23 protein-coding genes and 1 other annotated feature are annotated in these 22,206 nt (G+C 42.5%); of the genes, 19 read left to right on the top strand and 4 right to left on the bottom strand.

Going from position 1 to position 22,206, the window contains the following annotated elements; translation table 11 throughout:
• Positions 1–96 precede the first annotated feature (96 nt).
• On the top strand, positions 97–279 hold the full coding sequence (locus MHH65_RS12725; RefSeq protein WP_008342761.1) for a hypothetical protein: 183 nt from the start codon (positions 97–99) through the stop codon (positions 277–279).
• Positions 280–311: 32 nt separating this feature from the next.
• On the opposite strand, the gene MHH65_RS12720 is transcribed toward MHH65_RS12725, so the two are convergent.
• Positions 312–956, bottom strand: a complete 645-nt coding sequence (locus MHH65_RS12720) for a serine/threonine protein kinase (RefSeq protein ID WP_024427853.1) — start codon at positions 954–956, stop codon at positions 312–314.
• Positions 957–1,195: 239 nt separating this feature from the next.
• Here MHH65_RS12720 and MHH65_RS12715 point away from each other — a divergent pair, with 239 nt between their 5' ends.
• From MHH65_RS12715 to yajC, 7 genes are all read left to right on the top strand, one after another.
• Entirely contained in the window at positions 1,196–1,696 is a 501-nt protein-coding gene (locus tag MHH65_RS12715) for an intercompartmental signaling factor BofC (RefSeq protein ID WP_073979823.1), read from the top strand.
• Between the two features lie 148 nt (positions 1,697–1,844).
• Entirely contained in the window at positions 1,845–2,450 is a 606-nt protein-coding gene (ruvA, locus tag MHH65_RS12710; RefSeq protein ID WP_024423144.1) for a Holliday junction branch migration protein RuvA, read from the top strand.
• An 11-nt stretch (positions 2,451–2,461) separates the two neighbouring features.
• Entirely contained in the window at positions 2,462–3,466 is a 1,005-nt protein-coding gene (gene ruvB, locus MHH65_RS12705; RefSeq protein ID WP_024423143.1) for a Holliday junction branch migration DNA helicase RuvB, read from the top strand.
• Complete coding sequence (locus tag MHH65_RS12700; protein ID WP_012010741.1) at positions 3,459–3,659, top strand: DUF2905 domain-containing protein; 201 nt, start codon at positions 3,459–3,461, stop codon at positions 3,657–3,659. Before ruvB ends, MHH65_RS12700 begins: the two co-directional genes overlap by 8 nt.
• A gap of 34 nt (positions 3,660–3,693) precedes the next feature.
• Positions 3,694–4,722, top strand: a complete 1,029-nt coding sequence (queA, locus tag MHH65_RS12695) for a tRNA preQ1(34) S-adenosylmethionine ribosyltransferase-isomerase QueA (RefSeq protein WP_098676996.1) — start codon at positions 3,694–3,696, stop codon at positions 4,720–4,722.
• A gap of 31 nt (positions 4,723–4,753) precedes the next feature.
• Positions 4,754–5,899: a tRNA guanosine(34) transglycosylase Tgt gene (gene tgt, locus MHH65_RS12690; protein ID WP_342497873.1), complete on the top strand. Its 1,146-nt coding sequence runs from the start codon at positions 4,754–4,756 to the stop codon at positions 5,897–5,899.
• Positions 5,900–5,946: 47 nt separating this feature from the next.
• Complete coding sequence (gene yajC, locus MHH65_RS12685) at positions 5,947–6,213, top strand: preprotein translocase subunit YajC (RefSeq protein WP_008360993.1); 267 nt, start codon at positions 5,947–5,949, stop codon at positions 6,211–6,213.
• A 48-nt stretch (positions 6,214–6,261) separates the two neighbouring features.
• On the opposite strand, the gene MHH65_RS12680 is transcribed toward yajC, so the two are convergent.
• Entirely contained in the window at positions 6,262–6,639 is a 378-nt protein-coding gene (locus MHH65_RS12680) for a TIGR04086 family membrane protein (RefSeq protein WP_024423140.1), read from the bottom strand.
• A gap of 152 nt (positions 6,640–6,791) precedes the next feature.
• Between MHH65_RS12680 and MHH65_RS12675 the strand changes: the two genes are divergently transcribed.
• Positions 6,792–7,454 carry a DUF421 domain-containing protein gene (locus MHH65_RS12675; protein WP_024423139.1) on the top strand — a complete coding sequence of 221 codons (663 nt, stop codon included), beginning with the start codon at positions 6,792–6,794 and terminating at the stop codon, positions 7,452–7,454.
• A gap of 1 nt (position 7,455) precedes the next feature.
• Here MHH65_RS12675 and spoVB read toward each other — a convergent pair whose 3' ends face one another.
• The gene (gene spoVB / locus MHH65_RS12670) at positions 7,456–9,006 is read right to left on the bottom strand and encodes a stage V sporulation protein B (RefSeq protein WP_268414553.1); all 1,551 of its coding nucleotides are present in this window, start codon (positions 9,004–9,006) and stop codon (positions 7,456–7,458) included.
• 116 nt (positions 9,007–9,122) lie between these two features.
• On the opposite strand from spoVB, the gene MHH65_RS12665 reads away from it, so the two are divergent.
• The 8 genes from MHH65_RS12665 (at position 9,123) to dtd (ending at position 18,572) form a co-directional block, all read left to right on the top strand.
• Positions 9,123–9,419, top strand: a complete 297-nt coding sequence (locus tag MHH65_RS12665; RefSeq protein ID WP_003216788.1) for a post-transcriptional regulator — start codon at positions 9,123–9,125, stop codon at positions 9,417–9,419.
• Between the two features lie 41 nt (positions 9,420–9,460).
• Positions 9,461–11,689, top strand: a complete 2,229-nt coding sequence (secDF, locus tag MHH65_RS12660; RefSeq protein ID WP_268414552.1) for a protein translocase subunit SecDF — start codon at positions 9,461–9,463, stop codon at positions 11,687–11,689.
• 186 nt (positions 11,690–11,875) lie between these two features.
• Complete coding sequence (locus MHH65_RS12655; RefSeq protein WP_034279894.1) at positions 11,876–12,364, top strand: cation:proton antiporter regulatory subunit; 489 nt, start codon at positions 11,876–11,878, stop codon at positions 12,362–12,364.
• Between the two features lie 101 nt (positions 12,365–12,465).
• Positions 12,466–12,816, top strand: a complete 351-nt coding sequence (locus MHH65_RS12650; RefSeq protein ID WP_024423135.1) for a lipopolysaccharide assembly protein LapA domain-containing protein — start codon at positions 12,466–12,468, stop codon at positions 12,814–12,816.
• Between the two features lie 81 nt (positions 12,817–12,897).
• Entirely contained in the window at positions 12,898–15,222 is a 2,325-nt protein-coding gene (gene recJ / locus MHH65_RS12645) for a single-stranded-DNA-specific exonuclease RecJ (protein WP_268414551.1), read from the top strand.
• 23 nt (positions 15,223–15,245) lie between these two features.
• Positions 15,246–15,758: an adenine phosphoribosyltransferase gene (locus tag MHH65_RS12640; protein ID WP_267587217.1), complete on the top strand. Its 513-nt coding sequence runs from the start codon at positions 15,246–15,248 to the stop codon at positions 15,756–15,758.
• A gap of 141 nt (positions 15,759–15,899) precedes the next feature.
• Complete coding sequence (locus MHH65_RS12635) at positions 15,900–18,110, top strand: bifunctional (p)ppGpp synthetase/guanosine-3',5'-bis(diphosphate) 3'-pyrophosphohydrolase (RefSeq protein ID WP_034279902.1); 2,211 nt, start codon at positions 15,900–15,902, stop codon at positions 18,108–18,110.
• Between the two features lie 18 nt (positions 18,111–18,128).
• Positions 18,129–18,572, top strand: a complete 444-nt coding sequence (gene dtd / locus MHH65_RS12630) for a D-aminoacyl-tRNA deacylase (RefSeq protein ID WP_098676994.1) — start codon at positions 18,129–18,131, stop codon at positions 18,570–18,572.
• A gap of 97 nt (positions 18,573–18,669) precedes the next feature.
• Here the strand turns inward: dtd and MHH65_RS12625 are convergent, their stop codons facing one another.
• A complete protein-coding gene (locus MHH65_RS12625) occupies positions 18,670–20,250 on the bottom strand; it encodes an SH3 domain-containing protein (RefSeq protein WP_268414550.1) in 1,581 nt (526 codons plus the stop codon).
• A gap of 137 nt (positions 20,251–20,387) precedes the next feature.
• On the opposite strand from MHH65_RS12625, the gene MHH65_RS12620 reads away from it, so the two are divergent.
• Complete coding sequence (locus MHH65_RS12620) at positions 20,388–20,558, top strand: YrzK family protein (protein WP_003216250.1); 171 nt, start codon at positions 20,388–20,390, stop codon at positions 20,556–20,558.
• A gap of 58 nt (positions 20,559–20,616) precedes the next feature.
• Positions 20,617–20,856 (top strand) — a binding site (T-box leader).
• 73 nt (positions 20,857–20,929) lie between these two features.
• Positions 20,930–22,204 carry a histidine--tRNA ligase gene (hisS, locus tag MHH65_RS12615; protein ID WP_268414549.1) on the top strand — a complete coding sequence of 425 codons (1,275 nt, stop codon included), beginning with the start codon at positions 20,930–20,932 and terminating at the stop codon, positions 22,202–22,204.
• Positions 22,205–22,206 lie beyond the last annotated feature (2 nt).

Raw genomic sequence — 22,206 nt, 5'->3', positions numbered from 1 at the left:
TGAATGGAAACAAGGAGGGGAAACGAGTTCAATAGAGAATGAATGAAAAGAGCTGATCTATTTGACCAGCGAACAAGAAGAGTGGAAGGTGATCTTATGATGAAAGTATTTAAGGTAACATTTCATATGAACAATGGGGAAGTGCTTGATTTCGAGCTCAAACGTCCAGCTACCTATGATGTGTATAAAAAAATTGAAGAAGCCAATCATTGGTTTAAGCTGAATAATGAAATCATTAACCTATTAAACGTCAATAGTATCCATGTAGAAACAGAATAACGCAGAAAGCCGCTCGTAGAGAGCGGCTTTCATTATGCAGAAAAATCATTTCGATTATTAAGCTGCCCGCGGGACAGCCAGTTCTTTTTATACAAATAAGCAATAACTTCAAGCCACAGACGCGGTGCTTTTTTAGGGAAAAAAGGTTTTTGGTAATAGGCATAAGCGGCTTTTAAATCATCCCATTGATGACATGCTTTCGTTTGCGTGAACCTGGCAACGTCAATGACCCTGATCCGCCCTTCTTTTGTTAAGATCAGATTGCGCAGATGAATATCAGAAGGATTCAATCCTTTCTCGCGTGCTTCCTCCAGCGCATCATCGACTTGTTCAATCATTTGTTTTTTAATAGGAATTCCTTTTGTAAGGCATTCATAGAATGTGTAGCCTTTAATATATTCCATTAAAATATACTGATCCCCAGACTCATAAATCTCAGGGTAGTAAGACGAACCAGAAAGTTTTTCGTAAATGGCAGCCTCTTTGCGGGCAATATGCTGATAAGAAGGGAAAAAGACTTTTAGTGCCATTTTCTTGCCGTCTTTTTTGTATAAAAAGACATAGGCACTTCTTCCTTTGCCGCACAGTTCAAGCTCTGCCGGTTTATAGGCAAGCTTATGAAAACGTTTCTCTTCATGATACTGAATCGATTCGGCTAATCTTTTGACCTCTGACATTGACTTCACCTTCTTTGGTTTCAGTTTATGCGGCTGAAAAACGAATGATGAAAAAACCGTGTCATTCGATAAAGCAATGGATTGTATAAAACATAACATTTACGAATGAAGGATACAACGAAAGACTCTTAACATACATTTGAATCATCGATTTGGTTAATGTTTAGAAAAATGGGTCAAACTACATATGTCATGCATCGATCTCATGTTCTAAAGAGGTGTAAATAGTGAAAGTGAAGATGAAATGTTTCGTTACAGGACTTATCATGACAAGTGTGCTTTTTTTCGCTGCGGATATGGAAGGAAAAGAACACTTGCAAAAGCAGTCAAACTCTATTACCGTCCAGCTTGAAAAAGTCTATCTAGACGGCGATGTGAGTATTGAAAGGCACCGGGCATCATTAGAAGACAAAGACACATTCTGGGCGCAGTATAAAGGCTGGACGCTGGTAGAACAAAAAGAGGATTTTGCCCTTTTTAGAAAGCAAATTGATGATATCTCTCCATTAAGTAAAGCAAATGGATATATCGGATTATCAGAGGACGGTGTGATTTCTACGTTTCATGGAAGGCCTGACGGCTGGGCGGAGCCTATTCATCTCTTTTTTCAAATTGATACGTCCCGTTTAGAAAGTCACGTGGAGAAGCAGCTTGAGCAAGGTATTCCTTTTCGAACAAAGGATGAATTTGAGCATGTGCTTGAAGTCATGAAGCCTTACCGAAATGAAATATCGTTTTAAAGCGTGTAACAGCTTGCTGGTGTGAAGGCCGCAAGCTGTTTTTCGTGGTTTCATCATAAAAATGTACTGAGCGAACGTATGTTAACTTTTATTGCGGTTTTCTCTTCGATTTATGTTACAATGAAGAACAGTCAAAGAGGTGAAAACGGTGATAGAGTTTGTAAAAGGGACCATTGATTATGTGTGCCCGCAATATGTTGTCATTGAAAACGGCGGAGTGGGATATCAAGTCTATACCCCAAACCCGTTTATCTATCGAGTAAATAAACAAGAAACGATTTATACGTATCATTACATAAAGGAAGACGCATTTTCGTTATACGGTTTTCAAACACGAGAAGAAAAAGCGCTGTTCACAAAACTGTTAAATGTCACAGGAATTGGGCCAAAGGGTGCACTCGCCATTCTTGCTTCCGGTGATCCTGGCGCTGTCATTTCAGCAATAGAACGTGAAGATGAAGCGTTCCTGATTAAATTCCCTGGTGTGGGCAAAAAAACAGCACGTCAAATCATTCTGGATCTAAAAGGCAAACTTGCAGATGTGGTGCCAGAAATGATTGGCAACTTATTTAATCACGAGGACCACATTCAGGTCGAAACGCAGCAAACTGCATTAGATGAAGCGCTTGAAGCCTTAAGTGTCCTTGGATACGGTGATCGTGAAATCAAAAAGGTTCTTCCATTATTAAAAGAAGAAAAGAATCTCACAACCGATCAATATGTGAAAAAAGCTTTACAAAAAATGTTGAAATAGGGTGATGTCTCATGGATGAACGGCTCGTCTCAACTGAAGCAGACAACCATGAATCAGCCATTGAGCAAAGTCTGCGGCCACAGACACTTAGCCAATATATCGGTCAGCAAAAAGTAAAGGATAATCTCAGCGTTTTTATTGAAGCTGCCCGCATGAGGCAGGAAACGCTTGATCACGTCCTTTTATATGGACCTCCTGGACTTGGGAAAACAACGCTTGCGTCGATCATTGCCAATGAAATGAATGTTCAGCTGCGTACAACGTCAGGACCAGCAATTGAGCGTCCTGGTGATTTGGCGGCCATCTTAACATCTCTTGAGCCAGGTGATGTATTGTTTATTGATGAAATTCATCGCTTGCAGCGCTCAATTGAAGAAGTGCTGTACCCAGCAATGGAGGATTTTTGTTTAGATATTGTCATTGGAAAAGGAGATACAGCACGCTCTGTACGGCTTGATTTACCGCCATTTACGCTTGTAGGTGCAACGACCCGTGTCGGGCTGTTAACAGCGCCGCTTCGTGATAGGTTTGGAGTACATGCAAGATTGGAATACTATGAGCAAAGAGATTTGGCTCACATTGTGGCAAGAACAGCCGAGCTGTTTGAGATTGGGATCGATATTCGCTCTGCCGAAGAGATTGCGAGACGTTCCCGAGGAACACCAAGGGTAGCCAATCGTTTGCTCAGAAGAGTAAGAGATTTTGCGCAGGTGCTTGGGAATCATGCCATTACACAGGACATTGCGGAAGATGCCCTTGAGCGTCTTCAAGTCGACAGGCTTGGTCTCGATCATATAGACCATAAGCTGCTTTTAAGCATGATCGAAAAATTTAGAGGCGGTCCTGTTGGGCTTGATACGATCTCAGCGACAATTGGAGAAGAATCACATACGATTGAAGATGTGTACGAACCGTACTTACTGCAAATTGGTTTCCTGCAAAGAACACCAAGAGGGCGGGTCGTCACAAGAGAAGCGTATGAACATTTTCAAATGGAGGTTCCGATTCGTGACTGAATTCCCTAAAATATTAATGATTTTAGGTGGTGTCCTTTTTGCCGCAGGATTAGTGTTTCAATTGGTTGGTAAGCTTCCAGGTGATATTTTTGTGAAAAAAGGAAATGTAACATTCTTTTTTCCTGTCATTACATGCATTGTCATTAGCATCGTACTAACCATATTACTTAATATCTTTGGACGGATGAAATAACGTTAACTAGTTAACTACAGAATAGGTGAAGGAAATGAAGCTAGAACTATTTGATTTTGATTTACCAGAAAGATTAATTGCACAAGTGCCGCTTGAACAACGAGATGCATCAAGACTGATGGTCTTAAACAAACAAACGGGTGCGATTACACATGATACATTCTCGCAAATCATCGATTATTTTCAAACGGGTGATTGTCTCGTTCTAAACAATACTCGCGTTCTGCCTGCACGTCTGTTTGGGATGAAAGAGGATACAGGTGCCAAAGTTGAGCTGCTTCTATTGAAACAAGAAGAAGGAGACCACTGGGAAACACTTGTCAAACCAGCCAAACGGGTGAAAAAAGGGACGGTTATCACGTTTGGTGATGGACGGCTCAAAGCAGTATGCACAGAGGAAATGGAACATGGCGGAAGAAAAGTCGAGTTTCAATATACAGGCATTTTTTATGAAGTGCTTGAATCCCTTGGTGAAATGCCGCTGCCTCCATATATTAAAGAGCAGCTTGACGACCGTGAACGCTATCAAACCGTTTATTCAAAAGAGGTTGGCTCCGCTGCTGCGCCAACTGCCGGTCTCCACTTTACAACCGAGCTGCTGGATGCGCTGAAAGCGAAAGGTGTACACATTGCTTTCATTACGCTGCACGTAGGGCTTGGCACATTTCGTCCGGTAAGTGCAGAACGTATTGAAGAACACGAAATGCACGCAGAGTTTTATGAAATGAATGAAGAAACAGCTGATGAGCTTAACCGCATTCGCAAGGAAGGCGGGCGGATTATTTCAGTCGGCACAACGTCAACAAGAACGCTTGAAACCATTGCAAGTGCACATGATGGTGAGTTCAAAGCCTCAAGCGGCTGGACGTCGATCTTTATTTACCCTGGCTACACATTCAAGGCAATTGACGGCATGATCACGAATTTCCATCTGCCAAAATCCTCGTTAATTATGCTTGTCAGCGCATTAGCTGGACGAGAGCACGTACTTAAAGCGTACAATGAGGCTGTTAAAGAGGAATACCGATTCTTCAGCTTTGGCGATGCCATGCTGATTCAATAACATTATACAACAAAGACAGGAGGGCTCATTTTTGTCGCAATTACCGATACGTTATGAGTTCATTAAATCATGTAAACAGACAGGTGCACGTCTTGGCCGCGTTCATACACCGCACGGCTCCTTTGAAACACCTATATTTATGCCAGTAGGTACACTGGCTACAGTCAAAACAATGGCGCCTGAAGAATTAAAGGCTATGGATGCAGGCATCATCTTAAGCAATACGTACCACCTATGGCTCCGTCCAGGTCACGATATCGTAAAGGAAGCAGGCGGTCTGCACAAATTTATGAACTGGGATCGAGCAATCCTAACAGATTCAGGCGGATTCCAAGTTTTTTCATTGAGTGAATTTAGAAAAATTGAAGAAGAAGGCGTTCACTTCCGTAATCATTTAAACGGAGACAAGCTGTTCCTATCTCCTGAAAAAGCCATGGACATCCAAAATGCACTTGGCTCTGATATTATGATGGCATTTGATGAATGCCCGCCGTATCCTGCAGAGTACGATTATATGAAACGTTCTGTGGAGCGGACAAGCAGATGGGCAGAGCGATGTCTAACAGCGCACCAGCGTCCTGAAGATCAAGGGCTGTTTGGGATTGTCCAAGGCGGAGAATACGAAGAGCTTCGAAAACAAAGTGCAAAAGACCTTGTTTCACTTGATTTCCCAGGTTACGCCATCGGAGGCTTATCTGTAGGGGAACCAAAAGATGTGATGAATCGTGTACTAGAGTTCACAACACCATTTTTACCGGCAGACAAGCCGAGGTACCTAATGGGTGTCGGCTCACCAGACTCCTTAATTGACGGCGCCATTCGCGGTGTAGATATGTTTGACTGCGTACTGCCGACGCGAATTGCAAGAAACGGCACCTTGATGACAAGTGAAGGCCGTCTTGTTGTGAAAAATGCAAAATATGAGCGTGACTTTAGACCAATCGATGAAAACTGTGACTGCTATACATGTAAAAACTATACACGTGCCTATATTAGACATCTCATCAGAACAAATGAAACGTTCGGAATTCGATTAACAACTTATCATAATCTTCATTTTCTGTTAAAATTAATGGAGCAAGTGAGAGAAGCTATCCGTGAGGATCGTTTAGGTGATTTTAAAGAAGAGTTTTTTGAGCGTTACGGCTTTAACAAACCGAATGCGAAAAACTTTTAACGCATAAACGAAAGGCTTTACAATGCTTTAGAAAGGGGTGAAATAGAATGGATGGTGGTATGGGTTCAATCATTATGATTGTTGTCATGTTTGCTGTGCTTTACTTCTTGTTAATCCGTCCACAGCAAAAGCAACAGAAAGCTGTGCGTCAGATGCAGCAATCTTTATCAAAAGGCGATAAAATCGTCACAATCGGTGGTTTACACGGTGAAATCGACTCAATTGATGAATCAAAAGTGGTCATCAAAACAAGCGAAAACAACCGTTTAACTTTCGATCGTCGTGCTATTAGAGAATTAGCTGACAAAGGCTAATCCTCTGATACATAGCCATAAAAAAAGAGCGATATGACCGCTCTTTTTTTATTTGCCTCGAAGATTGACGCCAATCATTCCCCCCAGCATACAAATGCCTAAAAATGCTCCATGATAGATAAACTGCTCTGGTGAAAACGTTTTTCCAAACCCCAAATATTGAAATAAAAAGACAGTGAGAGAAAAAATGATAGATGTGACCGCACCAATCAGCCAGCCGCGCTCCTTTGCTTTCCCGCCAGAAATGATGCCTCCTAATAAAAGGGCAGCAAAGGACAAAATCATAATCATCCATTTAAATGATGATTCCTGCATACTTGTGAATGTAAGCATGAGCGACACAAGTAAACTTGTGACAACCATCACGATAAAAATGGCAATTAAGCCGGATAAAATGCCTTTTCCAATTTGTTTCGTTTCCTGCATGTAGATTCGTCTCCTCTCCAATTGAACGAAGCTTGTCTTTTACTAAAATGTATTCACAGTGAAGAAAAAATAGACATGTTTCAGACGTTTCTTTTCTACATAAATAAAGTGTTTTGACACAAGCTATGTTGGAGAAGGAGGGTTTACATCACATGCAGGACATCTTGATCATTTCCATGAGAACCATCATCTTATATTTTCTTATTTGGTTTATATTTCGCTTAATGGGCAAAAGGGAAATTGGCGAGCTGAGCATTTTAGATCTAGTCATTTTTATGATGATCGCAGAAATTGCGGTTCTCGCCATAGAAGAAGTAGAGGATAACATGTTACATACGGTATGGCCAATCCTGCTGTTAACCTTCATTCAAATCACACTTGCCTACCTCTCATTAAAATTTCAAGGTGTCCGGCGCTTTCTTGACGGAAAACCGGCCCTGCTTATCATCAATGGGAAAATAGACGAAGGTGCAATGAGAAAACAGCGATACAATTTTGATGATCTGCTCATTCAATTAAGAGAAAATAACATCGACAGCATTCAGGATGTCTCTTACGCCATTTTAGAGCCGTCTGGAAAGCTCGCTGTCGTCGAAAAAGAAAACAAGCGCAAACATGCAGCGCTTGAGCTTCCACTTGTTGCGGATGGTGTGGTGCAGCATGACCACCTAAAGCAAATCAATCAAAATGAACAGTGGCTGAAAGATGAGCTTGCTAAAAGAGGCTATCATGATATCGAACAAATCTCTTACTGCAGCTTTAATCAAAAAACATTTTATATTGATTTGAAAGATGAAGTGATCAAAAAGAGATGAGCTAAAACAGCTTCCCGACGAACGGGATGCGGCGCAGCTCTTCTCGTTTCACTAGACCTAGGCAGATTAATAGAATGACATACAGCGTGCACGTAACAAAAATGAGCGTCACAAGTTCAATAGGAGCAGAAAAGAGTCCGTTTACTTGAGATTTCAGCCAAAGGCTGACAGCCCCCGTACCGATAATCACAAGGACGCATAGTCCATATTCCTTTAATGGTAAATGAATAGGCAGCACCTTTCCAACAGTTGCCGCATGGAGCAGTGTGACAAGGATGATACCGATTAATATCGCAAGTGCAGCGCCCATAATGCCAAAGCCTGGCTGTGAAGCAAGAACAAAAATCATCCCTGTTTTTACAATAGCGCCAATCAGGCTGTTGGTCATCGCCGCACCAGCTAAATTGAGTGCTTGAAGCACGGCTTGAAGGGGCCCCTGAAAATAATATAGAAGGAAAAATGGCGCCATGAATTTCACATAAATGGCCGCGTGCGATGAACCATACATAAAGAGCGTTAAATCTTCTGCGTAAACGAAAAGAATAATACATGAAATGCCTCCGCTGAGTAAACATAGGCGCATCGCCTGCTTCAGCCGGTATTCGACCGTTTTACGTTTGTTCTGCTCCATTCCTTCACTGATCGCCGGAACTAATGCAGTGGAGAGTGAATACGTAATAAAACTAGGCAGTGTCAAAAGGGTCAGTGCAAGACCAGTCAACTCCCCGTACTGTCTTGTCGCCTCTACAGCCGCATATCCAGCAATGGCAAGACTTTGCGCGACAACAATCGGCTCTAAAAACCACGAAATATTCCCGATAAAACGGCTGCCTGTTGTTGGCAGGGCAATGCTCATCAGCTGCTTAAACGTGTCCTTCCCGTCATGAAGCGCCTTAAAAAATCGTTTTCGAATACGAATGGTCTTTTTATAGCGAAAAGCGATCAGTAAGTAACCAAGTGAAATCATCTCACCAATCACAGATGAAATCATCGCACCTGCGGCTGCAAATTCAATCCCGTAAGGAAGGAAAGCCGTTGTACATACCGCCACTAGTGAAATTCTTGCGACCTGTTCTAGAACTTGAGACATCGCAAGCGGGCTCATCTGCTGTCTGCCTTGGAAATAGCCTCTTAACACACTGGAAATGGCGATGACTGGTACGACGGGTGTAATGGCAAGCAGTGGATAGACCGTTCGAGGATCAGTCAGCATATTTTCTGCCATGATGGGCGCAAACCATAAAAAAATCGGCGTGAATATCAGGCTGAGTGTTCCTGTTATCGCAAGGGACATGACCAGAATACGTTTTGTTTTCTGTTTGTCACCCCGGGCTTCTGCTTCTGCGACAAGCTTACTAATGGCGACAGGCAGTCCGAATTGTGTGAGCGTTACGGCGAGAAAAAAGGTAGGTGCAGCCATCATATAAAGCCCGACCCCTTCTTCGCCAATGAACCTCGCAATGACAATTCGATTGACAAAACCCAATATTCTCGTGATAAAACCTGCTAAAATTAAAATAATGGTCCCCTTTAAAAACGTTTGCTTCGTCAAATCACAGATCACCTGCCTTCTCAAACGACATAGAATCATATACAATAAGATATGCGTGTATATCGTCCAAGCATGACAAGTCTCTCGATAAAAAACTGAAAAGGGGGAGCTACGCAATGACACAACACCCAGCTGCTATATACAAAGACCATTTAAAGCCTTTTCTGTTCAGTAAGCTTGAAGAATTCATCGTTTTGGGCTATAAAGATGTAGATTTAGAGGAATTATGGTCATACTTAGAGAATAAGAAGTGGAAGAAAAAACAAGAGTATCCGATTCATGAAATGGTTGCAGATATTTTATCTGTGAAAATAGGCGAATTTATGAACTATGCAACCGTTCAGTCGTTTAAAACGTCTGCTTTTTTGGACAGTGAAGATGGCAAGAATATGCTTGATGAACTGTTGAAATAAGCCATCTTAATGGATTCAGGTGTTTAAGGAGGAAATACATAATGAAAAAAGGGCGCATTCTTGCGTTTTTCTTAGTGGTTCTGTTAATCGGAACTGGCGTGGGCTTACTGACAAAGCCTGTTGCGAAAGATATGACGCTAGGGCTGGATTTACAGGGTGGATTTGAAGTTCTGTATGATGTACATCCAGTGAAAAAAGAGGACAAGATCACAAATAGTGTTCTCGTTAGTACAGTGGAAGCTCTTAACCGAAGAGCCAATGTGCTAGGTGTAAGTGAGCCGAACATCTCGATTGAAGGCAATAATCGTATCCGTGTGCAGCTTGCAGGGGTAAAAGATCAAAACAGAGCTAGGGAGATTCTTTCCACTGAAGCACAGCTATCCTTCAGAGATACGAATGATAAAGAACTTCTTAACGGGGCTGACCTAGTCGAAAACAGTGCAAAACAAACATTCAGTCAAACGAATGAGCCAATTGTGACGGTTAAACTAAAGGATGCGAAAAAATTTGGTGACGTCACAAGAAAAGTAGCGGCGATGGCGCCGAATAACCAGCTTGTCATTTGGCTTGATTATCACAAAGGAGATTCATTCAAAAAAGAAGTCTCAAAATCAAACCACAAGTATGTATCTGCACCAAATGTGAATCAAGAGATTAACAGCAGTGACGTACAAATTGAAGGGAAATTTACTGTCCAAGAGGCAAAAGACCTCGCAAGTATTTTAAATGCCGGGGCATTGCCAGTAAAATTAACAGAAAAATATTCCACATCTGTGAGTGCACAGTTTGGTGAACAAGCACTGAACGAAACAGTGTTCGCAGGAATTGTAGGAATCGCATTTATCTTCTTATTCATGCTGCTTTATTACCGATTACCTGGTCTTATAGCTGTCATCACACTCTCAGCCTATATCTACATTACGCTGCAAGTGTTTGACTGGATGGGCGCGGTCATGACACTGCCTGGAATTGCCGCACTTATTCTAGGGGTAGGGATGGCTGTTGATGCCAACATTATTACTTATGAGCGGATCAAAGAAGAGCTGAAGCTCGGCAAATCTGTCCGTTCTGCTTTCAGGTCAGGGAACCGCAGATCATTTGCGACCATCTTTGATGCAAACTTAACAAGTATTATTGCCGGCGGAGTGCTGTTCTTCTTCGGGACAAGCTCTGTAAAAGGATTTGCAACAATGCTCATCCTCTCGATTTTAACAAGCTTTATCACGGCTGTATTCCTATCAAGATTCCTTCTTGGACTGCTTGTAGAGAGCCGTGCGCTCGACCGCAAAAAAGGCTGGTTTGGTGTCCGCAAAAAAGACATCATGAGTATCCACGAAACAACAGAAAATACCGAACCGAAAACGCCATTTGATAAATGGGATTTCGTCAGCAAACGTAAAGGCTTTATGATTTTCTCCATAGCTGTTACTATTGCGGGAATCATCGTCCTTTCGATCTTCAAGCTCAATGCTGGTATTGACTTTGCTAGTGGAACGAGAATTGATGTTCAAAGCGATCACAAGCTGAAAACTGCACAAGTAGAGCAAGACTTTAAAAAGCTTGGTCTTGAAGCAGACAGTGTTGTGCTGTCGGGGCAAAAAGAAAATCAGGCAGCTGCTCGATTTGTCGGGGTGCCGAACAAAGAAAAAATCGCTGAAGTGAAGGATTACTTCAAAGATAAATACGGCACTGAGCCGAATGTAAGTACAGTATCACCGACTGTCGGAAAAGAACTTGCCCGTAATGCGCTATATGCCGTCATCATTGCTTCCATTGGGATCATTTTATATGTATCCGTCCGTTTTGAGTATAAGATGGCGATTGCGGCGATTATCTCACTGCTGTACGATGCATTCTTTATTGTCGCCTTCTTTAGTATCACGCGCTTAGAGGTGGATGTCACCTTCATTGCCGCGATCCTCACGGTCATTGGGTACTCGATCAACGACACGATCGTTACCTTCGACAGGGTTCGTGAGCAAATGAAGAAACGTAAACCGAAAACCATTGAAGATCTATCGTACATTGTGAACTTAAGCTTACAGCAAACCTTTACGCGATCTGTCAACACGGTGCTGACTGTACTTGTCGTTGTTGTCGCACTGCTTATCTTCGGATCAGCGTCGATTACAAACTTCTCCATCGCCTTACTTGTCGGCTTATTAACAGGGGTGTACTCATCCCTTTATATCGCGGCACAAATTTGGCTGATGTGGAAAGGCCGTGAGCTGAAAAAACCAGCTAAGATTGATACAGATCAAGATATTTAATCTAGAAAGACTGCCTTTTTCGGCAGTCTTTTTCTATCGATTTTTCTGAAAATAAGATGATTCGAAAAAACATTTCGGGTTTCATTGATCTTAAAATGGTCTTTTGCTATAATGACTTACGTTTAGACCAGTATAGAAAGCAAGTGTCTGTTTAGGCATTTGGCTTTATTCATTGGAGGGGCTGTTATGAAGGTTCGGGAAACTGAACTGCCAGGTATCGGTCATAAAGCCGAAATGATCACAAGAAATAATGAGAAGCTTGCCATCATTACACATGATGACGGCAGAAGAGAAATGTATCATTTTCATGAGGACGACCATGAAGAAACGATTTCTGGCATCCTGCTAAACGATGAAGAAGCAAGACAAATTGCGGCTATTTTAGGCGGCATGGTCTATAAGCCGAAAGCGCTTGAAACCGTAGAGGTAGCCATTGATGAACTGGTGATTGAATGGTTTAAAATTGAAAAGAATGCACCAGCTGTTCAAAGAAGCATCGGTGACCTCAATGTTCGCCAAAACTATCAAGTAACAGTCATCGCCATTGTGAGAAAATCACATGAGAAGATTTTAAATCCAGGACCAGATACCATCATCGAAGAAGGGGATACCCTTGTCATTTCTGGAGAAAGAAAAGAATTAAAGAATCTGATTAAAGAAAAACTCAGCAGCTGATGATGCCCATGCTGATAGGTTTTCTTCCACTGCTTTCTTTCGGTGTTTAAAAAAGGCAGCGAAAAGGGAAGAATAAAAGAAAAAGCTTGGGGGATATGTAGATGAACAAACAACAATGGACCATCATACTCGCATTTATTTTCGTATTAATTGTCTCAGTATTTGCCGTGATTAATGTACGGCCTGTCGAGGTACACTACTTATTTGGAACGGCTGAATGGCCGCTGATCCTTGTCATTATCGGTTCAGTTTTAATGGGCGGGCTGATTGTGGCATTTGCAGGAATCTTCCAAATTGTGAAACTGAAACGTGAACTAAAAGCATTAAAAGCTGAGCGTGCAGCCGCTGCACCTGCTGCTTCGACGAAAAAGGCAGACAAAGATCTTCAAAAAAAATCTCATGTCACGCCTTTAAAAGAACAGCCAGCATCATTTGACCGGAAGGAAAAATAATCTTCCAGCACAATTTCATAAAATAAAAATTGAAACCCCTCAGGCCACTCTAGTATAATAGTGTGGTTGAGGGGTGAATTTATGTTATTATCCAAAATGCGCTGGGAATATGAACATCCAAGCGAAGAAAAAGTGAAATCACTCTCTGAAAATCTGAATATTTCAGCGCTGACTGCATCGCTTCTCGTAAAAAGAGGACTTGAAGAAGTAGAAGAGGCGAGGTCTTTTTTATTTGATCAAAAAGCCGAATTTCATGATCCATTTCTATTAAAAGGAATGAAAGAAGCAGTAGAGCGCATCAACAAAGCGATCGAAGAGCAGGAATCGATTGTGATCTTCGGAGACTATGATGCAGATGGTGTGACAAGTACGTCTGTACTTTTACATACATTAAAAGAGCGGTCTGCGATAGTAGACTTTTATATTCCAGATCGATTTAAAGAAGGCTATGGGCCTAATGAACAGGCATTTCGATATATCAAGGAGCAAGGAGCATCGCTTGTCATCACGGTCGATACAGGCATTGCTGCTGTAAATGAAGCACGTATTGCAAAAGAAATAGGGTTAGACCTGATCATTACAGATCACCATGAACCAAGTGAGGAGCTGCCTGAGGCACTTGCCATTGTCCATCCTAAGCAGCCTGGCTGTGAGTATCCCTTTAAAGAACTTGCTGGTGTAGGCGTAGCGTTTAAAGTGGCGCATGCACTGCTTGGGAAGCTGCCAGTACAGCTGTTAGATCTTGCAGCAATCGGGACAATCGCGGATCTTGTACCGCTTCATGATGAGAATAGGTGGCTCGCCAAAAAAGGCCTTGTACAGCTTCGGCAGTCGAATAGACCGGGGCTGAAAGCGTTATTGAAAGAAGCGGGAGCCACTCTAGAAGAAGCCAATGAGGAAACGGTCGGCTTTCAAATTGCGCCAAGGCTGAATGCTGTTGGGCGAATTGAACAGGCAGATCCAGCCGTTCATCTTCTGATGACTGAGGATAAGGATGAAGCAGAAGAGCTCGCTCGTTTTGTACAGGAACTGAATAAAGAACGACAAAAGATTGTCAGTACGATCACAGAAGAAGCCATTCAAATGGTGGAAGAGGCAGGTGATGACCAGTCTGCGATTGTTGTAGCGAAAGCTGGCTGGAATCCGGGCGTTGTCGGAATTGTTGCCTCTAAATTGACGGATACTTTTTCTCGTCCGGCGATTGTGCTTGGAATAGATGAAGAGACGCAAATGGCAAAAGGATCAGCCCGGAGTATTCCTGGTTTCGATCTATTTTTCCATCTAAGCAAATGCCGCGACATCCTGCCGCATTTCGGCGGGCATCCGATGGCAGCAGGGATGACACTTCGAGCGGATGATGTATCTTTACTAAGGGAAAGATTAAATCAATATGCAAATGAAACATTGACGGAAGAAGATTTTATTCCAATTCAGCGGGTCGATGCCGTGTGCAAGGTAGACGAATTGACGGTTCAAGCGATTGAAGAAGCGGGGATGCTGTCACCGTTTGGTATGTCAAACCCAAAACCGTTCATTATGATTGAAGATGCGAAGCTTGAAGATATCCGAACGATTGGGGCAAATCACAACCATATTAAAATGTCTCTGAAAGACGAAGACACACTGCTTGACTGTGTCGGCTTTCATCAAGGGAAATTAAAAGAGGAAATTGTTCCAGGAAGCCGCATTTCTGTGATTGGAGAAATGTCTGTCAATGAATGGAATAACCGGAAGAAGCCACAGCTGATGTTAAAAGATGCACGAGTTGATGAATGGCAGCTGTTTGATCTGCGCGGGAAAAAGGATTGGGAGAAGAAAGTTTCGACACTTGATTCAGAAAAATCATTGGTTGTCTGTTTTGATGAAGCAACAAAACAGGACGTCGATCTCCCCATTCATCATGTTCATGCAGAAAATGTATCCACATTTGATGTACAAGGAAAGTATGTGGTCTTTGCGGATGTTCCCGCAGATGAGCAATTGCTGAAGCAGCTTTTAGAAAATCAAAAGCCTGCGAGAATTTATACGGTTTTTCAAAGAAAAGAAGATCATTTTATGTCCTCTTTCCCAAGCCGTGACCAATTCAAATGGTTTTATGGGTTCTTGTTTAAACGGGGAAGTTTTCCTATCAAAGAACAAGGAATGGAGCTTGCCAAACATAGAGGCTGGACAAAAGATACAATCATTTTTATGACAAAGGTGTTTTTTGAACTCGGTTTTGTTAAAATAGAGAATGGTGTGCTGTCAATAGTACTTGATGCCCCTAAAAAAGATTTAACGGCGTCAGCGTCCTATACAGCAAAACAACGATTGATGGAACTCGATCAAACACTAACATATTCCTCAGCTAAAGAGCTGAAGGAATGGCTGAATAGCATGATGAGCGAAGTCTCACCTGTGCTTTGACGTACGAGGAGGAAAAGGAAAAGATGGATTTAAAACAATATGTGACAGTTGTACCTGACTACCCAAAGGAAGGTGTACAATTTAAAGATATTACAACGTTAATGGATAAAGGCGAAGTGTACCGTTATGCAACGGATCAAATCGTTGAATACGCGAAGGAAAGAGACATTGATCTCATTGTTGGACCTGAAGCGCGTGGATTCATTATTGGCTGCCCTGTAGCATACGCACTTGGTGTAGGTTTTGCACCGGTTCGTAAAGAAGGAAAGCTTCCTCGTGAAGTCGTTAAAGTCGATTACGGCTTGGAATATGGTAAAGATGTATTAACGATTCATAAAGATGCGATTCGTCCTGGTCAGCGTGTCCTGATTACTGATGACTTACTTGCGACTGGTGGAACAATTGAAGCATCCATTAAGCTTGTAGAGGAATTAGGCGGCGTTGTGGCAGGGATTGCATTTTTGATTGAACTGACGTATCTGGACGGCAGAAAGAAGCTTGACGGCTACGACATCATGACGTTAATGCAATACTAATGGAGTTTTCGTAAAAAGCACTCAGTAAGAAGGGTGCTTTTTTCCTATCAAAAATCTTTTAGCGGACTTCTTCTCTTTACATCTATCGAATTTTTCTTGATAATAAACTACAATACAGTTTTCATTTAAAAAGGTGATTCCATGGCGAACGAACAAGTTTTAACGGCGCAGCAGGTCATTGACAAGGCAAGAGAATACCTGTCCGCTGAACATATTCAATTTATAGAGCGAGCATATGAATATGCTGAAAATGCACACAAGGAGCAATACCGGAAATCTGGTGAGCCCTATATTATCCATCCAATTCAAGTGGCGGGTATTCTTGTTGATCTTGAAATGGACCCATCAACCATTGCAGGCGGTTTCCTGCACGATGTAGTTGAGGATACAGATGTGACATTACAGGATTTAAAAGAGCATTTTAACGAGGAAGTAGCAATGCTTGTTGATGGTGTCACAAAGCTCGGGAAGATTAAATATAAATCACAAGAAGAACAGCAGGCCGAAAACCATCGAAAAATGTTTGTTGCAATGGCGCAGGATATCCGCGTGATCTTGATTAAGCTGGCAGACCGTCTTCATAATATGAGAACGCTCAAGCATCTTCCGCAGGAAAAGCAGCGGAGAATTTCAAATGAAACACTTGAAATCTTTGCACCGCTTGCGCACAGATTAGGGATTTCAAAGATTAAGTGGGAGCTTGAAGATACAGCACTCCGCTATTTAAATCCGCAGCAATATTACCGGATTGTGAATCTGATGAAGCGCAAACGAGCGGAACGTGAGGAATACTTGGACGAGGTTGTCAATGAAGTGAAAGACCGCGTGTCTGAGGTAAACATCAAGGCTGAATTTTCCGGCAGACCAAAACATATTTATAGCATTTATCGCAAAATGGTCTTGCAAAATAAGCAGTTTAATGAAATTTATGATCTGCTTGCCGTTCGTATTTTGGTTGACAGCATTAAAGACTGTTATGCTGTGCTCGGGATTATTCATACATGCTGGAAGCCGATGCCAGGCAGGTTTAAGGATTATATCGCGATGCCAAAGCCGAACATGTACCAGTCTCTTCATACAACGGTGATTGGACCAAAAGGCGATCCGCTTGAAGTTCAGATCCGTACAGTGGAAATGCATGAAATTGCAGAATACGGGATTGCGGCACACTGGGCATACAAAGAAGGCAAAGAGTCAGCAGAATCAACAGAAGAAGCAGTCTTCCAGAAGAAGCTCTCTTGGTTTAGAGAAATTCTTGAATTTCAAAACGAATCCACAGATGCAGAAGAATTTATGGAGTCGTTAAAGATTGATCTTTTCTCTGATATGGTGTTTGTGTTTACTCCAAAAGGAGACGTCATTGAACTGCCGTCGGGCTCAGTTCCAATTGATTTCTCTTACCGGATTCACTCGGAAATTGGGAATAAAACGATCGGTGCCAAGGTCAATGGCAAGATGGTCACACTCGATCACAAACTAAAAACAGGTGACATTATTGAAATTCTGACATCAAAGCACAGCTACGGGCCAAGTCAGGATTGGGTCAAGCTTGCCCAAACCTCCCAAGCGAAGCACAAGATCAGACAGTTTTTCAAAAAACAGCGCCGTGAAGAAAATGTCGAAAAAGGCCGAGAGCTCGTGGAGAAAGAGATCAAAAACCTTGAGTTTGATGTCAAAGACATTCTGACCGCTGAAAACCTGCAAAAAGTGGCTGACAAATTTAATTTTTCAAACGAAGAGGACATGTATGCAGCAGTCGGATATAACGGCATTACTGCACTGCAGGTCGCCAATCGTTTAACGGAAAAAGAAAGAAAACAAAGAGATCAAGAAGAGCAAGAGAAAACCGTTCAAGAAGTGACGGTGGAACCGAAGACGTATCACGGGAAAAAACGGGAAGCTGGCGTAAGGGTCAAAGGAATTGATAACCTGCTTGTCCGCTTATCTAAGTGCTGTAATCCTGTTCCTGGCGATAGCATTGTCGGTTTTATTACGAAGGGCCGAGGCGTATCTGTTCACCGCGACGACTGTCCGAACGTGAAGACAGGAGAAGCGCAGGAGCGGTTAATTCCCGTCGAGTGGGAGCATGAGCAGCCTGCTCAAAACCGTAAAGAATACAATGTGGAAATTGAAATATTAGGATATGATAGACGCGGCTTACTTAACGAGGTGCTTCAAGCAGTCAACGAAACCAAAACGAACATCTCCTCTGTTTCTGGGAAGTCTGATCGTAACAAAGTGGCGACGATCCATATGGCGATCTTTATCCAAAATATTAATCACTTGCACAAAGTGGTCGAACGCATTAAACAAATCAAAGACATTTACTCTGTTCGACGATTCATGAATTAGAAAGGAAGTATATCGTCTATGAGGCTTGTTGTGCAGCGTGTGACAAATGCATCTGTGAAGGTAGAAGAAGAGATCACAGGTGCCATCAACGAAGGATATATGGTGCTTGTTGGTGTCACACACGAAGATACAGAAGAAGATGTGCTTTACTTAGCTGAAAAGCTTACACATTTACGTATTTTTGAAGATGAAAATGGGAAAATGAATCGTTCATTATTGGACATAAAAGGAAGCGTTCTGTCTGTATCACAATTTACCCTATATGGTGATACGAGAAAGGGCAGACGACCGAATTTTATGAAAGCCGCCAAGCCGGATGCAGCTAACTCGCTTTATGAATGTTTCAATAAAACCCTTAGAGAAAAAGGCATCCATGTGGAAACTGGCCGTTTTGGTGCGATGATGGACGTGACATTGACCAATTCAGGACCAGTCACGATCTTGATGGACAGCAAAGAATAGATTCTCTTTAGACTGTAGATGAACTCGTGCGGGAGTTTGTTTAGAGTCTTTTTCTTTTGCGGATAAACAAAAAAGAGGCGCAGTGGCCTCTTTCTTTTTAACGGAAATATTGTTTTAATCCTTCAGTCATTCCTTCTGTGACTCGTTCTTGGTAAGAGGCGCTATAAATGATCGCTTCCTCCTGAGGATTGCTTAAATACCCGAGTTCATATAAAAGGGAAGGGCGTTTGTTTTCTCTTAAAACAAAGTAATCTCCGAATTTGACACCCTTATCAGGGATTTGAGAGCGTTTTGCAACTTCTGAATGAACGCTTGACGCTAATTGCTGATCTTTTGCTGCTTGATAATAATACGCTGTACTTCCTCTAACACTTTGATCCATAAAACTATCGTAATGAAGACTAATAAATGCATCTGCATTTCGGTAATGAGATGTTGCCACCCTTGATTGAAGGCTGATAAAGGTATCATCACTTCTTGTTAAATATACATTTGCACCAGAAGCCCTTAATTTGCCTGCCAGTAAATTGGCGGTTTTGATGGTGATGTTCTTTTCAAAAGCACCATCTGCGCCGATTGTGCCGCTGTCTTTTCCGCCATGACCAGGATCAAGAACAATCGTTTTCCCTTTTAAAGAACCAGTTCCAGACGATGAATCCTGCTGAGGTCTTGGCGCGTCGCTGCTATTTTTCTTCGTTTGAACGACCCAGCTCGCCACATAGCCAGTTCCGCCGTTTGATAGTGTCACCTCGTACCAGTCACCTTGCGTCCGAACGATTTGATAGGCAGCTCCTTTTGTTGCTCTTTCTGCAATCCCAGCAGAGGTAGAAGCGCTTTTTCGAATATTGGTGCCATCATAGACAATGTACGCTTTTTGTTCAGAAGCCGAAGAGGATGAACTCTTTTCAGGTGCAGAGCCTGCTCCTTTGCCTGTGACAATGTAATAGCTTGCAACCCAGCCTTTTACGCCTTTCCCCTCAATTTCATACCAGCCGTTCTGCTCTCGCAAAATGGTGATCTGTGTGTTGCGGGCAAGTGAAGCGACGACTTGTGCATTTGGTGCGGCCGATTGCCTTACATTCAAGCTCGATACGCCAACTGTGCCTGTCTGGTTAGAGCGAGAGGACTCGCCGGAGCTTGATTGAGAAGTTTTCTGCCCCCCTGAAACATAATCAGAGTGAACCCAGCCTTCTGCTTGTTTATACGAAATTTTCGTCCATTCGCCGCTTGTCTCGAGCTTTTTAGCGGTAGCACCTTGCGGGAAAGTACCAATCACTTGATAGGAAGTCCCAGGGCCTGTCCGGATGCGAAGATCGGAAGCTGTCGATGTAATTGTACTGCCTCCAGCCGTGCTTTGACCTTGCGCCTTTGGCTTCGCGGATTTTTGAGCGCCGGATGATGTGGTAATCAGCCATGAGACGACCCAGCCTTTTTGTCCGTTTGATAATTGGATCTGCACCCATTCTCCTTGTTCAGTGAGAATGGGATAACTTTCGCCGCGTTTTACAACAGCTGCAATTCCATAGCTTAAACCAGGGCCCGTTCTCACATTGATTTTATCTGTTGCGACAACAGCTTGATCTGTTTGTGCTGTAGCATGTGTCATAGGCAAAGAACTCGCGATGAGAACAAAACAAGTAAGCAGCATCATCATTTGATTGTGTTTTTTCAGATTCAAAACGGTGTTTTCCCCTCCCTTGTAAAACCGATGAATGTTAATTCGTTATGTAGTGGATGAATTCCTTGCAGTTTCCCTAATAAAAATGAATCAATCTGTTTATACTAAATAAAAATGTGATAAAAGGATGTACAAACATGAGATTAAGCAGAAAATTAGGACGAGTGCAATATAATGGACATCGTGATATCGACCGCTGGCAGCACGACGAAATGGATCAGCCAGGCTTCCTTGAAGAGACCGCATCTGAATACGGATGTACGTCAAAAGAAGAGCTGGAAAAGAAAAAGAGGCACGGCAAGGGTTGACAGAGTGGCAGCACCGACCTTATTATAATATAAATCAACACACTTGAAAATTTAAAATGTGGAACTGATGATAGAGAATAGTAGGGTAAATTGCGTGAGCAGAGAGGAATCGCCTTAGGCTGAAAGCGAATCCGCATGGCATTTATCACGAAAGAACACTCTGTAGGTTTCCTGCTGAACGCTCTAAAAATGAGTCAATAGGCGGAGAACGTGAATCTGCGTTAAGGATTTGAGCGGGAACATGGCTGGATCATGTTCCAACTAGGGTGGCACCACGGGTATAACTCTCGTCCCTACTATACACATAGTAGAGGCGGGGGTTTTTTATATGTCCACATAAAAAATGAATGATGGTCGTAGGAGGACGAAAAATGAGTTTTAATATTCCAAGAGGCACACAGGATATTTTACCTGGAGAGTCAGAACGCTGGCAGTATGTTGAACAAATTGCGAGAGATACATGTGCAGCCTTTCAATACAAAGAAATCCGCACACCGATTTTTGAGCATACTGAGCTGTTTGCACGGGGAGTAGGCGAATCAACTGATATCGTTCAAAAAGAGATGTACACATTTGAAGATAAAAAAGGACGCAGCATCACACTTCGTCCAGAGGGAACAGCTTCAACCGTCCGTTCTTATGTTGAAAATAAATTGTTTGCACAGCCTGCTCAGCCAACAAAGCTGTATTACATCGGACCAATGTTCCGCTATGAACGTCCGCAAACAGGAAGATATCGTCAATTTTATCAATTTGGGATAGAAGCGATTGGTTCCAAAGATCCTGCCATTGATGCTGAGGTCATTTCGCTTGCGATGAGTGTGTATGAGAAAGCAGGTCTTTCCAACTTAAAGCTCGTCATTAACAGCCTTGGTGACAAAGAGAGCCGTGCAGACTACCGCAAAGCACTGGTCGAGCACTTTGAGCCAAGAATTGAGGAATTCTGTCACGACTGTCAAACGCGTTTACATCAAAATCCGCTTCGTATTCTTGATTGTAAAAAGGATCGTGATCATGAATTGATGGCAACAGCTCCATCCATTCAAGATTTCTTAAATGAAGAATCGCGGACTTATTTTGAAAAGGTTAAACAATACTTATCGGATATAGGCATTGAGTATGTCGTTGATCCAAATTTAGTACGCGGTCTTGATTACTACAATCACACAGCATTTGAGATCATGAGTAATGCAGAAGGCTTTGGTGCGATTACAACATTAGCCGGCGGCGGCCGTTATGATGGGCTCGTTGAAGGAATTGGCGGTCCTGAATCACCAGGGATCGGATTTGCGATGAGTATTGAGCGTTTCTTATCTGCGATCGATGCTGAAGGAATTGAGCTTCCTCTGCAAGATGGTATTGATCTATACATTGCTGCTCTCGGAGATGAAGCGAAGGATTATTCTGTTTCATTATTAAACCGTCTGAGAAAAGAAGGTATCTCAAGTGAAATGGACTATACAGGGAAGAAACTAAAAGGACAATTTAAAGCGGCTGATCGATTAAAAGCCAAATTTATTGCAGTTCTTGGTGAAGATGAGCTTGCGCAGCAAATTGTGAATGTGAAAGATACGGCAACGGGTGAACAAATTGAAGTGAAGCTTGATGAGCTGATTCAAATGTTGAAGGCCCACCAGAAAGCGTAAAG

The sequence above is a fragment of the Bacillus sp. FSL L8-0654 genome, assembly GCF_038629965.1.
Lineage (GTDB): Bacteria > Bacillota > Bacilli > Bacillales > Bacillaceae > Bacillus > Bacillus safensis.
Note: the sequence above shows the minus strand (reverse complement) of the source record. Positions and strands in the feature narration are given on the sequence as shown.

Excerpts from the sequence above, each read along its gene's own strand:
- MHH65_RS12725 (WP_008342761.1), top strand. The coding sequence starts at position 97 with ATGATGAAAGTATTTAAGGTAACATTTCATATGAACAATGGGGAAGTG.
- MHH65_RS12720 (WP_024427853.1), bottom strand. The coding sequence starts at position 956 with ATGTCAGAGGTCAAAAGATTAGCCGAATCGATTCAGTATCATGAAGAG.
- MHH65_RS12715 (WP_073979823.1), top strand. The coding sequence starts at position 1,196 with ATGAAATGTTTCGTTACAGGACTTATCATGACAAGTGTGCTTTTTTTC.
- ruvB (WP_024423143.1), top strand. The coding sequence starts at position 2,462 with ATGGATGAACGGCTCGTCTCAACTGAAGCAGACAACCATGAATCAGCC.
- queA (WP_098676996.1), top strand. The coding sequence starts at position 3,694 with ATGAAGCTAGAACTATTTGATTTTGATTTACCAGAAAGATTAATTGCA.
- yajC (WP_008360993.1), top strand. The coding sequence starts at position 5,947 with ATGGATGGTGGTATGGGTTCAATCATTATGATTGTTGTCATGTTTGCT.
- MHH65_RS12680 (WP_024423140.1), bottom strand. The coding sequence starts at position 6,639 with ATGCAGGAAACGAAACAAATTGGAAAAGGCATTTTATCCGGCTTAATT.
- MHH65_RS12675 (WP_024423139.1), top strand. The coding sequence starts at position 6,792 with ATGCAGGACATCTTGATCATTTCCATGAGAACCATCATCTTATATTTT.
- MHH65_RS12665 (WP_003216788.1), top strand. The coding sequence starts at position 9,123 with ATGACACAACACCCAGCTGCTATATACAAAGACCATTTAAAGCCTTTT.
- secDF (WP_268414552.1), top strand. The coding sequence starts at position 9,461 with ATGAAAAAAGGGCGCATTCTTGCGTTTTTCTTAGTGGTTCTGTTAATC.
- MHH65_RS12655 (WP_034279894.1), top strand. The coding sequence starts at position 11,876 with ATGAAGGTTCGGGAAACTGAACTGCCAGGTATCGGTCATAAAGCCGAA.
- MHH65_RS12650 (WP_024423135.1), top strand. The coding sequence starts at position 12,466 with ATGAACAAACAACAATGGACCATCATACTCGCATTTATTTTCGTATTA.
- recJ (WP_268414551.1), top strand. The coding sequence starts at position 12,898 with ATGTTATTATCCAAAATGCGCTGGGAATATGAACATCCAAGCGAAGAA.
- MHH65_RS12640 (WP_267587217.1), top strand. The coding sequence starts at position 15,246 with ATGGATTTAAAACAATATGTGACAGTTGTACCTGACTACCCAAAGGAA.
- MHH65_RS12635 (WP_034279902.1), top strand. The coding sequence starts at position 15,900 with ATGGCGAACGAACAAGTTTTAACGGCGCAGCAGGTCATTGACAAGGCA.
- dtd (WP_098676994.1), top strand. The coding sequence starts at position 18,129 with ATGAGGCTTGTTGTGCAGCGTGTGACAAATGCATCTGTGAAGGTAGAA.
- MHH65_RS12620 (WP_003216250.1), top strand. The coding sequence starts at position 20,388 with ATGAGATTAAGCAGAAAATTAGGACGAGTGCAATATAATGGACATCGT.
- hisS (WP_268414549.1), top strand. The coding sequence starts at position 20,930 with ATGAGTTTTAATATTCCAAGAGGCACACAGGATATTTTACCTGGAGAG.